The 11,198-nt window shown below is 70.0% G+C and carries 15 protein-coding genes; 8 read left to right on the top strand and 7 right to left on the bottom strand.

Translation table 11 applies throughout. The features are described from left to right. Positions 1-46 precede the first annotated feature (46 nt). The 4 genes from LI336_RS15870 to LI336_RS15855 all read left to right on the top strand — a co-directional run bounded on the left by LI336_RS15870 (position 47) and on the right by LI336_RS15855 (position 2,380). Positions 47-1,117, top strand: coding sequence for a bactofilin family protein (locus LI336_RS15870; RefSeq protein WP_227134130.1), 1,071 nt, complete (start codon positions 47-49; stop codon positions 1,115-1,117). A gap of 81 nt (positions 1,118-1,198) precedes the next feature. Then, entirely contained in the window at positions 1,199-1,399 is a 201-nt protein-coding gene (samp2, locus tag LI336_RS15865; RefSeq protein ID WP_227134129.1) for a ubiquitin-like small modifier protein SAMP2, read from the top strand. Positions 1,400-1,403: 4 nt separating this feature from the next. Beyond that, positions 1,404-1,901 (top strand): redoxin domain-containing protein, encoded by a 498-nt coding sequence (locus LI336_RS15860; RefSeq protein ID WP_227134128.1) that lies wholly within the window; start codon positions 1,404-1,406, stop codon positions 1,899-1,901. A 2-nt stretch (positions 1,902-1,903) separates the two neighbouring features. Then, complete coding sequence (locus LI336_RS15855) at positions 1,904-2,380, top strand: GNAT family N-acetyltransferase (protein ID WP_227134127.1); 477 nt, start codon at positions 1,904-1,906, stop codon at positions 2,378-2,380. Between the two features lie 145 nt (positions 2,381-2,525). On the opposite strand, the gene LI336_RS15850 is transcribed toward LI336_RS15855, so the two are convergent. Continuing rightward, positions 2,526-3,059: a hypothetical protein gene (locus LI336_RS15850; protein ID WP_227134126.1), complete on the bottom strand. Its 534-nt coding sequence runs from the start codon at positions 3,057-3,059 to the stop codon at positions 2,526-2,528. Between the two features lie 63 nt (positions 3,060-3,122). Further along, the gene (locus LI336_RS15845; RefSeq protein WP_227134125.1) at positions 3,123-4,523 is read right to left on the bottom strand and encodes a phosphoglucomutase/phosphomannomutase family protein; all 1,401 of its coding nucleotides are present in this window, start codon (positions 4,521-4,523) and stop codon (positions 3,123-3,125) included. A 278-nt stretch (positions 4,524-4,801) separates the two neighbouring features. Here LI336_RS15845 and LI336_RS20235 point away from each other — a divergent pair, with 278 nt between their 5' ends. Beyond that, the gene (locus LI336_RS20235) at positions 4,802-4,933 is read left to right on the top strand and encodes a hypothetical protein (RefSeq protein WP_264475492.1); all 132 of its coding nucleotides are present in this window, start codon (positions 4,802-4,804) and stop codon (positions 4,931-4,933) included. A gap of 140 nt (positions 4,934-5,073) precedes the next feature. Here the strand turns inward: LI336_RS20235 and LI336_RS15840 are convergent, their stop codons facing one another. Next, a complete protein-coding gene (locus LI336_RS15840; RefSeq protein ID WP_227134124.1) occupies positions 5,074-5,568 on the bottom strand; it encodes an ester cyclase in 495 nt (164 codons plus the stop codon). Positions 5,569-5,737: 169 nt separating this feature from the next. On the opposite strand from LI336_RS15840, the gene LI336_RS15835 reads away from it, so the two are divergent. Both LI336_RS15835 and LI336_RS15830 read left to right on the top strand, forming a co-directional pair. Beyond that, positions 5,738-6,328, top strand: a complete 591-nt coding sequence (locus tag LI336_RS15835) for an NADPH-dependent FMN reductase (protein WP_227134123.1) — start codon at positions 5,738-5,740, stop codon at positions 6,326-6,328. 65 nt (positions 6,329-6,393) lie between these two features. Further along, the gene (locus LI336_RS15830) at positions 6,394-6,882 is read left to right on the top strand and encodes a hypothetical protein (RefSeq protein WP_227134122.1); all 489 of its coding nucleotides are present in this window, start codon (positions 6,394-6,396) and stop codon (positions 6,880-6,882) included. Between the two features lie 20 nt (positions 6,883-6,902). Here LI336_RS15830 and LI336_RS15825 read toward each other — a convergent pair whose 3' ends face one another. Both LI336_RS15825 and LI336_RS15820 read right to left on the bottom strand, forming a co-directional pair. Then, on the bottom strand, positions 6,903-7,214 hold the full coding sequence (locus LI336_RS15825; protein ID WP_227134121.1) for a DUF7344 domain-containing protein: 312 nt from the start codon (positions 7,212-7,214) through the stop codon (positions 6,903-6,905). Positions 7,215-7,313: 99 nt separating this feature from the next. Next, on the bottom strand, positions 7,314-7,592 hold the full coding sequence (locus LI336_RS15820) for a hypothetical protein (RefSeq protein WP_227134120.1): 279 nt from the start codon (positions 7,590-7,592) through the stop codon (positions 7,314-7,316). Positions 7,593-7,701: 109 nt separating this feature from the next. On the opposite strand from LI336_RS15820, the gene LI336_RS15815 reads away from it, so the two are divergent. Beyond that, positions 7,702-8,259, top strand: coding sequence for a hypothetical protein (locus LI336_RS15815; RefSeq protein ID WP_227134119.1), 558 nt, complete (start codon positions 7,702-7,704; stop codon positions 8,257-8,259). Between the two features lie 75 nt (positions 8,260-8,334). Here the strand turns inward: LI336_RS15815 and LI336_RS15810 are convergent, their stop codons facing one another. Together LI336_RS15810 and LI336_RS15805 are read right to left on the bottom strand one after the other, a co-directional pair. Further along, the gene (locus tag LI336_RS15810; RefSeq protein ID WP_227134118.1) at positions 8,335-8,787 is read right to left on the bottom strand and encodes a hypothetical protein; all 453 of its coding nucleotides are present in this window, start codon (positions 8,785-8,787) and stop codon (positions 8,335-8,337) included. Between the two features lie 2 nt (positions 8,788-8,789). Further along, positions 8,790-11,135: a DEAD/DEAH box helicase gene (locus LI336_RS15805; RefSeq protein WP_227134117.1), complete on the bottom strand. Its 2,346-nt coding sequence runs from the start codon at positions 11,133-11,135 to the stop codon at positions 8,790-8,792. Positions 11,136-11,198: the final 63 nt, after the last annotated feature.

Raw genomic sequence — 11,198 nt, 5'->3', positions numbered from 1 at the left:
AGAACCAGCGACTTCGGCTATACTCGTTTCGCGCGTCTCTCTATGCATGAGCACTCTAATCGCTCGACGAGTCCTCGCGCTCGTCATGGTCCTGACGCTCGTGCTCGCGGCCGGTCCGGGACTGGCCGCTGCAGAAACACGCGCCGGGTCGACGGTCACCGTCGGCCCCGGTGAGACGGTCGACAGCCTCCAGGTCGCCGCCGCGTCCGTCGTCGTTCACGGGACGGTGAACGGGAACCTCGATGGCGTCGCCGCGGAGGTCCGCATCAGCGAGACCGGCGTCGTCAACGGCGACGTGAACGTCGCCGCAGCCACCCTCCACATCGACGGTGAGGTTCGTGGTGACGTCAGCACTGGCGTCGCGACGTTCGTCCTCGGCGAGGCCGGGGCCGTCGCTGGGAGCGTGAACGTCGGGGCGGCCGATGCGACGCTCGCCGGCCAGGTCGACGGTGACGTCGCCGTCGGTGCGGATCGCATCCTCGTCGCCGACACCGCCGTCCTCGGCGGTGAACTCCGGTACGACGGCGACCTCACGCAACGTAGCGGCGCCGCCATCGCGGGCGACGTCGTCCGCGACGACTCCATCGGCGGGGCCGAGTTCCAGTTCTCCCCCATCCCTGACGGCGTCGGCGCCGTCTACGGGCTCCTCGCCAACCTCGTGCTCGGAGCGGTCCTCCTCGTCGCGTTCCCCGGAACCACGCGGAAGATCTCCAACACCATCGTCGGCCAGCCCGTCCGCGCTGGCGCGTTCGGGTTCCTGGCGCTCTTCGCCGTCCCGCTCGCCCTTCTCGTGCTCGCACTCACGATCGTCGGCCTCCCGTTGACGGTCCTGGGCGCGATGCTGTTCGCGCTCGTCGCGTGGACCGCGGTCGTCTACGGTTGGTTCGCGGCCGCGTCGTGGACGCTCGGGCGGCTCGACGTCGAGAACGACTGGGCGGCGCTCGCCGTCGGCCTGCTCGTCGCCGCGGTCGTCGGCCTCGTCCCCATCCTCGGGGGCATCCTGACGTTCCTGGTGTTCCTCGTCGGCCTCGGCGCCATCGCGCTCGTGCTCGACGGGTACCGCCGCGACCGCCGGAACGCCCGCCGTGGTGCGACGACCGACGCCCCCGCGGCCTGACGGCGTCCGACCCCCGTACAACCCGATTTTTCGGCATCGACTCCCGACACGCTGAAGCACGCTCGCCCGATACTGTGCGGTATGCAGGTGACGGTGGACGTGAAAGGCGAGGACGATGTCGAGGTGGACGCCGGCGCGGACGCGACGTACGCGGACCTCCTGTCGGCGGTCGACCTGAGCCCGCACGAGGTCACGGTCCTCGTCGACGGCCGTCCAGTCCCCGAAGACCAACCGGTGAACGTCGACCACGTGACCGTCCTGCGGCTCGTGAAGGGTGGATAGCGCGATGTCGAGTGCACCCGAGTTCGAGCTCGCGAACGTCGGCCCTGGCGCGGACCCGCTCTCGCTGTCGGCGCTCGCGGCCGACCACGACTCCGTCCTCGTCTTGCTCCAGCGCGACCACTACTGTACGAACTGCCGCGAGCAAGTACGGACCGTGGCCGGACGCTACGACGAGTTCCGCGAGCGCGAGACCGAGGTCGTGTCGGTGGTGCCCGAACCCCGCGAGAACGTCCAGGAGTGGCAGGACGCGTACGACCTTCCGTTCCCGTTGCTCGCGGACCCCGACGTCGCGGTCGGTGACGCGTACGATCAACCGGTCCGGTTCGGGTTCCTCGGCAAGTGGAGCGACTTCCTCGGGCGGATGCCCGAGGCCATCCTGGTGGACTGTCGCGACGCCGACGCTGGCCCGGCGGTGGTGTGGTCGTACGCGGGTCGGTCGACGTTCGACCGGCCGAGCGTCGACGACCTCCTGGCTGCCATCGACGAGCACCGCGAGGGGTGACCGTGTCGGCGGCGACCGACTCGGCGGTCGTGGTTCGCGAGGCGCGCGTCGACGAGGAACTGGACGTGCGCCGCGTGCTCGACGGTGCGATGCTGGAGACCGATGCCGTGAGCGACGCAGTCGTTCGCGGGAACGTTCTCGTTGCGGTGGACGACGACCGCGTCGTCGGTGCGCTCGTGCTCGTCCCGTTCGACGACGTCGGACTTCCCGACGCGGTCGCTGGCGATGAGCGAGTGGACGGCGACGTGGTCGCTGGCGACGGCGGGATGCACGTCGATGCGGTCGCGGTCAGGCGGCGGCGACGCGGCCGGGGCGTCGGGCGGGCGCTCGTCGTGGCGGCGCTCGAACGGGAGCGGCGACTCACGGTGGCGTTCGACCCTGGGGTTCGCGCGTTCTACGACGCGCTCGGTTTCGAGGTCGTGGACGACGCTGCGGACGTGGACGGTCGGCTGTGGGCCGAGCGGTCGCTGGCTGGGTAGTGGCGAGCAGGGTGGACGACGGCGGCGTGCGAGGGCGTCCACCGCTCCCGCCTCGACTCCTCGCACGCCCGGTGAGTGGGCACGCGGGGTCTGGCCGCGGTCTCGTACTTGAACCGTCGGGTGGTGGATGGACGTCCGGGGGTGGTCAGAGGGCGGTGACGAGGCTCCAGGTGGCGAAGTAGATGGTTGGGGCGTAGATGAATGCGAGGTTCCGGATGCGGGGGTAGACGTCGCGTGGCCAGCGGAGACCGTCGAGGACGCCGGAACGCCAGGTGAGGTGTGCGACGGCGAGGACGACGACTGCAGCGGGGGCGAGCACGGAGAGCGTGGGGTCGGCGTCGACAGTCTGGCGGACGACGTGGTCGTCGAGCGCCATCGCGTAGAACCACGCGAACGTCACGGCGCCGGCGAGCAGTCGTTCGAGGACGTGGACTGGGCCGCCGGCGACCGCGAACACGTACAGGAGGGCCGCGAGGGCGGCGTAGGGGACGGCGACGTTGACGTTGTGGCCGGCGGGGAGGCCGGGGCCGTAGTAGCCGACGATGCACCCGAGAGTGCCGGCGACGACGAGGCCGAGGAAGACGAGTGGGAGGCTGTCCGGGGCGCCTCGTCCGGTCTCCGTATCCGGTTTCCCCGACAGCAGTCGCTGCATCTCGCCGAGGCCATCTCCGGCGGTCATGTCGGAATGGAGAACGGTCGGGAATAAAACAGTTCCGCCAACTGTGGGGTTCGGGGCGAGCGCTCAGACGAGCGGTTCGACGAGGTCGCGGCCCGCGTCGAGCAGTTCGTCGACGCGCGCTTCGCTCCCGGCTTCGGCGTACACGCGGAGCTTCGGTTCGGTGCCGCTCGGTCGCATGAGCGTCCACGAGCCGTCCTCGAGGAGGAGCTTGAAGCCGTCGACGGTGACGACGTCCGCGACCGGTTCGCCCGCGACGGTCTCGGGGATGTGGTCCTCGAGGTCGGCGAGGACGCCCTGCTTGCGGTCGTCCGGGCAGTCGACGCTCACCTTCCCCTGGTGGATCTCGCCGTGTTCGGCGAGGAGGTCGTCGACGCGCGCTTCGAGCGGGCGTTCGCTGGCTGCCGCGGCGGCGAGCAGTGCCATGAAGACGCCGTCCTTCTGGCGGAGGTGCCCGCGGACGGCGAACCCGCCGGACTCCTCGCCGGCCATCAGGGGGTCGTAGTCGCGCATCGCGTCGGCGACGTACTTGAACCCGACGGGGGTCTCGTGGACGGATTCGCCGTAGGCGTCCGCGACCCGGTCGACGAGGAACGTCGTCGAGACGGTCCTGACGGCGGCTCCATTGCTGGTTTCGAGGAGGTACTCGTAGATGGCGGCGAAGAACAGGTTCTCGTCGAGGAAGCCGTCGGGGGTGACGACGGCGATGCGGTCGGCGTCGCCGTCGTTCGCGATACCGATGTCGGCGTCGCGCTCGCGGACGGCGTCGACGAGCCCCTGGAGGTTCGATTCGCTGGGTTCGGGGTGCGCGCCACCGAACGTCGGGTCCTCACTGCAGCGCAGTCGGTCGACGGCCGCGCCGGCGTCCGCGAGTAGGCGGTCGGTGACGTCGCGGCCGGAGCCGTGGATGGCGTCGTAGACGACGTGGAGCCCGTCGAGGAACTCGCTCTCGGGGTCGGCGTCGGCGACCTCGGCGACGCGGCGCTTGCATTGCTCGAAGTGCGGGCCGACCATGTCGACGCGTTCGACGTCGCCCCATTCGTCCTCGGGGAGCGGGTCGGGTTCGGCGAGGTGGGAGACGATGGAGTCGGTGACGTCCTGGAGCGCCGGCGAGCCGTCGTCCGTGATGAACTTCACGCCGTTGTACTCGGGTGGGTTGTGGCTCGCGGTTATCATGCAGCCGCCGGCGAGTTCGCGGTCCTTGATCGCCCACGCGAGCTGGGGTGTCGGGCGGTCGCGTTCGGGCATGCGGACGTCGAAGCCGTTCGCGCAGAGGACGCGAGCGAGCTCCTCGGCGAAGCCCTCGCTGGTCTCGCGGGCGTCGTAGCCGACGCCGACGGTCTCGCCCTCGCGGCCGGTCTCGCGGAGGTGACTGGCGACGGCCTGTGCGACGATGCGGACGCGTCGGTCGGTGAACTCGTCGAGCGTCGCACGCCAGCCGTCGGTCCCGAAGGAGATGACGTCCATGTGCGACCGAAGGCCGGCCGACGCGAAAAAACCCCACCACGGGATACGACCGCTGGGCTGCGGCCAGCGGCGCACTGCAGCCGGTTCGCGGCTCCACTTTCACTTTCACCGCGCTACGCTCGCCCTTTTCCGATACCCGGTCGTAATCACCGATAGCGCCGGTCGGCGCGAGCTCGCGTCGCCGGCGGCGACGACCGGCCGCGCGAGCGCGACGCACGCCGCTCTGCGTCGAAAACAGCTCCCGGCGGAGGTGTCTCTCGATACGAACGAAGGTACGCATGACGCTGGCGACCGGCGCCGTGTCCCTGCTCGCGCAGGGCAACGAGGCGGGGTACGTCCTGCTCGCGGTCGCCGTGTTCGCGTCCCGCGACGGTGACGCATCGAGCGCGAACGACCGCGACGGCCGGTAGGGCGGCCGTCGCGGCACGCCGTGGGTTCCCGGACCAGAACCTACGCGTGTGTGTTCTTCCCACGTTCATAGTCGTGTCGCCCCAGTCACAGCTCCACGAGGCGAGCAGGTGCACCGGTCGCACTCGCGGAATCCCGCCAGTTACCGCTTCACGGCGCGCTTGATCGCGGAGAGGCCGACGCGGGCGAGGCCACCGAGGCTCGTCGGCTGGACGCCGAGCTGTTCGGCGACCGCACGCCGGTCGGTGAGCGTCCACCACTCGACGACGTGCCCGTCGCTCACGCGGAACCGATGCACGCGTGGTACCTCGACGGCGTGACCCGTCGACGGGATGCCGTCGAGTTCGCCGACGTGCGTACCGCGACACGTGGTGAAGACGACGACGGTGTCGCCGTCGCAGACCACCTGTTCGACGTCCTCGCGGTAGTCGGGGAGGCCGGCGTGCCAGTGCGTCCAGCAGTCGACGGCCGCCGCGCGGCCGCGCTCGTCGACACCCCGGCCTGGGTGGACGATACGAACGTCGTCGGCGAGCAGGTCGAGTGCGGCCGTCGGGTCGCTCCCGTTGTCTATTGCGTCCACGACACGTGTCGCGACGTGCCGGTTCTCGGCGTCCGCGTATGGACCGGCTGACTCCATACCCCAAGCATGCGCCTCGGTACCATACAACTTTCTCGACGCGTCGTCGCCCCAACACGACCGCGCCGCGACCCCGACGACTGCGCCGTAATCCCAACGACTGTCGCGTGACGCACGCGATTCTCCCGATGACGCGGGGCTTAACCACGCGGGTCTCCAAGTCGAGGCAATGACAGCCGTCTCCGTCGTCGCCGTCTGCGGGAGTCTCCGCGAGACGTCCTACACGCGAACCGCACTCACGTACGCGCTCGACGCCGCCGAGCGCGCCGGCGCGACCACCGAACTCCTCGACGTCGGCCGCGAGAACGTCCCCATGTACGACCCCGACGTCGACGACCAGGGCGTCGCGGACCTCCTCCAGACCGTCGAGGACGCCGACGCCGTCCTCCTGGGTTCACCCGTCTACCACGGCTCGCTCACGGGCGCGCTCAAGAACTTCCACGACCACTGCGGCTGGGACGAGTACGAGGACACCGTCGTCGGCCTCGTCGCCACCGCCGGCGGCGGCAGCTACGCCTCCACGCTCGACCACATGCGAGCGACCGTCCGCGGCGTCCACGGCCACGTCGTCCCCGAACAGGTCGGCATCCGGAACGCCGCCAGCAAGTTCGACCCCGACCCCACCGCGCTCGACGACCGCGCCATCACCGACCCCGACATCGAATCCCGCCTCCGCGACCTCGGCGACGCGGTCGTCCGCGACGCCCGCCGGTTCGCGACCGACCCCTGCGAAGAGGCCCCCACCACCGCCGACGACTGAGAGCCCGCGAAACGCGCGTTTCAGCTAGAGCCACCTTTTCCTGCGTCGCCACCGACGAGTGGCACGTGCCCGACCGCACTCGTCGTCGACTCCTCCAGACCGCGGTCGGCGTCGCCGCAGCGACCGCGACCGCCGCACTCGGCGGCTGCCTCTCCACGCCCGCCGGCGGCGGCGGGACCGAGAGCGAACACACCGCGCCCGGGAACCTGACCGCGTGGGACCACACGCCCGACTGCGAGACCAGCGCGGAGCGCGACGCGATGGACGAACACTACGACAGCACCATCGCCGTCGACCACACCACCACGAGCCTCGACGGCGGGTACGCACCGATACGGTTCGCGGACCTGCGCGACGACGAACGCGACCTGCTCGACGCCGTCACGACCGACGGTGGCCACTCGACGTGCGACCCCAGCAACGCGTTCGACCGGTTCGTCGGTCGCGTCCGCGAGCACCTGGACCGGCAGGACGACACCATGGCGTACCTCGACCGCGGCGGCGTCTACTACGGACTCCGCGTCGAGGTCACCGACCAGGGCATCTCGTACTGACGGCGGTCCGGTGCGTCGTCTCAGTCGTTCGTCAGCTCCTGCTCGACGAACCGCGACGTCGCCGACTCCGGGTGGAACCGGACGGCGCCGCTCCGGTAGTCGAACTCGACGGCGTCGAGCGCACAGAGCTTCGGCAGGTGCACGTGATGGAGTTCGATCCGGAGTTGGTCCTCGCCGCCCGCCATCGTCTCGTCGAGCGTGTCGACGAGCGCGTCGAGCGTCGTCACCTCCTCGGTCTGCTCCGCCAGCGCGCACAGGACGGCGCGACGAACCGGGTGCTCGAGACACCGGTGCAGCGCGTCGACCATCTGCGGATCAGTGTCCGAACACATACGTATACTGTTATCAGTGTCCCTCGGCAAAGACCCCCGGCGTGGATTCTCAGGGCCTGCTAAACGATGCCGCGGGCCTCGCGAGCGCTCGACTCGGGACTAGTCCTCGCGGACCGCGTCCGCGATGGCTTCGAGGTCCGCCTTCCGGAACGCGCCCCCCTCGGACTCGGGGTCCGCGTCGTCCACGAGCCCGACGCGCGAGCGGATCTCCGCCCGCATCAGTTCCTTCGCCGGCAACCCGCCGTCGCCGACGTCGTACCCGAGTTCGGTACAGACGGCGGCGAGCGCCTCCTTCGTGAACCCCGTGGAGACGAGGCGTTCGTGACGGCCAGTCGCGACGCGGATCTCGTTCCGGAGGTCGTCGACGGTCGGAGACATACACGGGGCGAGACGCCCCCGCGGCGTGTAGGTTGCGGTCCTCGCAGCGCGAACGGTCGACGTCACGCCACCCCAAAACACTTGGTCGGCGCGGCCACATCCGTCGCGCATGCCCTCCCGCCGTCGCGCCCTCGCCCTCCTCAGCGGTGCGCTCGCCGCGACCAGCGGATGCGTCTCCAGCGTGTTCGACGACGACCCGCCGCTCGAACACGGTGAACGGATGCGCGCCACCGGCGACCCCGTCAGTCGAACGCTCGACGGCTGGCCGCTGGACCACGAATACGTCGCCGGGAACGATACCGTTCGATATCAGGACGCCACCGACACGTACCACTACGACCCGGTCGTGTGGGCGGCCTGGGAGGGCGAGCGAACGGTGGAGGTGGTTCTCGGCAACCGGTTCGAGCCGTCACTGTTCGACCGTCCCGGCGTCCGCGTCGGAACCGAGGGCGAGGGTCGAGACACCCGTGCGTTCGCCCGTCACCAGACCCACCGGAAGGACTTCGAGACGGGGACCATCGAGCCCGGGCTCTCGACCACCGAACTCGTCGAGACGCTCCCGACGACCGTGACCGTGACAGTGCCACTCCAGGAGCAGGAGTGGACCATCGACTACCCGGTGTTCGTCGAGCGGTACGACTACGTCGAGCACACCGCCGAGGAGTGACGAGAGCCGCTTGCGAGTCGAGTCAATCCACCCAAGAAACGGCGACCTGGCGGTCGCCGTATGCCGGCCAGTCGGTCAGTCCTCGAAGTCGAACTCGTCTCTCGCGCTGTCGACGGGTTCGTCGCGCGCGACGACCTCGGGCGCTGGCTCGGGGTCGTACCGCCAGTAGACGTACGCGGTCGCAGCGAGCGCGCCAGCGCCGAAGACGATGCCCGAGGTCGGCCACGCGAGGCTCGTGTTCGACGTGACGAACCCGTGGAAGATGACGACGCCAAGCGTCGCGAAGAGCGCGCCGATGCCCGCGACGATCAACCGGCCGTACCGGTGGAAGTTCACGGCGCGGTCGCCGTCGCCCGCGGCGACCACGACGTAGTCGTCGTCCGCGGGGAACCAGACGACGTCGACGCGCTCCTCGGCGTCGGTTGCGGGCGCATCGTCGTCGGCATCGGCTGCACCGTCGGAACCGGGTGGGTCGGCGCCGGTGATGCGGTCGGTCGCGGACTCCTCGCTCGGGTCGGCCGCCCCCACGGCTACTCCACCTCCACCGTCCGCGTCTCCGCGACCGGGACGAGCGGGTGGTCGGGCAACGCGATAGAGACCTCGTACGTGAGTTCGTCGTCGTTCGCGCCGAACACCGCGACCGGAAGGGTCGCGTCGTCGCCGAGGTACGTCTCCGTCTCGGTCATCTCCACGCCGTTGACGGTCACGCGGAGGTGCGCGTTCGCGCCGCCGCCGTCGTTCACCACGCGCACCTCCCGGTGGTCGTTCTCGCCGCGCGCGATACGATCCGGGAACGCGCCCCACTCGACGCGGGGCGCCGGGAGGTCGCTCGCGGACTCGTGGACGCGTTCGGCGACGCCCTCCGAGAGCCCCGCGTTCACGAGGTCCTCGACGCCGCCGATGGTCAGGTCGCCCGGCGTCGAATAGCCCTCCTTCGCGAGCTTGCTCGCCCGGCCCGACCCGACGCCGTCAACGGCGGTGAGCCCGACCGCGTCCCCCGAGACGCCGTTCTCGACTCTCGCGGCGACGCGCTCCGCGACGTTCGCCGCGTGCCCGTCCGCGAACCGTTCGAGGAACGCCCGGCACGCCCCCAGCAAGCGGAGCGCGTTCTGCTTGATGACCCACGCGTCCGAGCGCAACTCGGCGGGCGTCGACCCCGTCATCGTCGACTGCACGATGGCGAGCACCTTCCGCTGCCCCGGGTCCATCTCGCCCGTGTCCCGACCGACGAGCACCGCGTCCACCGCCTCCTTCTCGCTCTGGCGTGCACTCACCGAATCGAACTCCGTCGCCGTCGCCACCGCACCCAGGACCGCGTCCTCGTCGATCCTCGCGTCCCGCGTCGCCAGCTCGCGGAACCGCGCCGCCGTATCGAGCCGCAGGTAGAACTTCGACGCGAGCATCCCCAGGCTCGTCGCGGACAGCGACAGGTCCTCGCTCGCGGCCACGAACCCGCCGTCGACGAGCGCCTCCAGTTTCTCGCGGACGTACTCGCGGAGCCCCTCGAAGTCGTACCGGTCGGGCGCCGACGACGCCCGCACGTAGTAGAACGTCGTCTCCAGCCACGACATCACGTCCTCGAGGTCCCTGATCGTGCCCATCGCGATCTCCGCGTTCAGGTGCGCGTCCAGATTGTCCGCGAGCCGCGACTCGATGTCCTTGCCCTCCCGCAGCAGGCGCCGGTACTTGTCGGCGTCCGCGCGGTCGCACACCACCCAGCCGTACCCGACGTCGTCGTACCCCGGACGGCCCGCACGCCCGAGCATCTGGAGGACGTCGAGCGGACTCATGTCGACCTCGCCCTCGAGCGGGTCGTGGAGCTTCGTGTCCCGGATGACGACGCACCTGGCGGGGAGGTTCACGCCCCACGCGAGCGTCGACGTCGAGAACAGTATCTGAATCTTGCCCTCCTTGAACCACTGCTCGACGCGGTCCTTGTCGCCCTTCGACAGGCCCGCGTGATGGAACGCCACCCCATCGAGCACGCTGTTCTTCAGCGTCTCGTTCTGCAGCTCCTTCGCGTCCGTGTGGAAGTCGTAGTCCCCTCTGGTGCCCATCGGGATGTCGCGTTCGGCGACCTCGTCCCTGGCTTTCTTCGCGGCCTGCACGGTGTCCTGGCGCGAGGAGACGAACACGAGCGCCTGCCCGTCCTCGCGCACGTGCGGTTCCGCGAGGTCGAGCGCCCGGTACAGCCGCCGGTACTTGTCCGCGAACGAGTTGTCGCCGTGCGTGTACGTCTTCACGCCCGCGTTCAACTCCACGGGCCGATACGATTCGTTGAACTCGAACGTGCACTCCGGCGGGGCGTCCAGCCACGCCGCGACGTCCTCGACGTTCGGCATCGTCGCCGACAGCGCCACGACGCGCGGGTCGCAGAGCCGCCGCAGCCGCGACACCGTCACCTCCAGCACCGGCCCGCGCTTGTCCGAATCCAGGAGGTGGACCTCGTCGATGACGACGACGTCCACGTCCGTCACGAAGTCGTACCGCGCCGAATCGTGCTTGCGGGTCGCCGAATCGAGCTTCTCGGGCGTCATCACGAGCACGTCCGCGTGCCGCGCCCGACGCGGGTTCAGGTCGCGTTCGCCCGTGACGACGTACACCGAGTACCCGAGGTCCTCGAAGCGCTCCCACTCGCTCTCCTTCTCGTTCGTGAGCGCGCGCATCGGCGCGACGAACAGCGCGGTGCCGCCGTCGGCGAGCGCGTCACAAATCGCGAGCTCGGCGAGCGCGGTCTTCCCGCTCGCGGTCGGCGCGCTCGCGACGACGTTGTCGTCGCGTTCGAGCAACGCGGGCAAGGCCTCGCGCTGCATCGGATTGAACTCCTCGAACGCGAACGCGTCGGCGAACTCCGGGACGACCTCGGCGACCTCCATCCTGATAGGTACCGAGTGAGCGCGCCTCAAAGTCGTTTCCGTCCCGGGTCGCACCGCCGCGTC

Origin of the sequence: Halorubellus salinus (genome assembly GCF_020567525.1) — an archaeon.
GTDB lineage: Archaea > Halobacteriota > Halobacteria > Halobacteriales > Natrialbaceae > Halorubellus > Halorubellus salinus.
The sequence above is the reverse complement of the archived record's forward strand: the minus strand, read 5'-3'. Positions and strand labels throughout refer to the sequence as shown.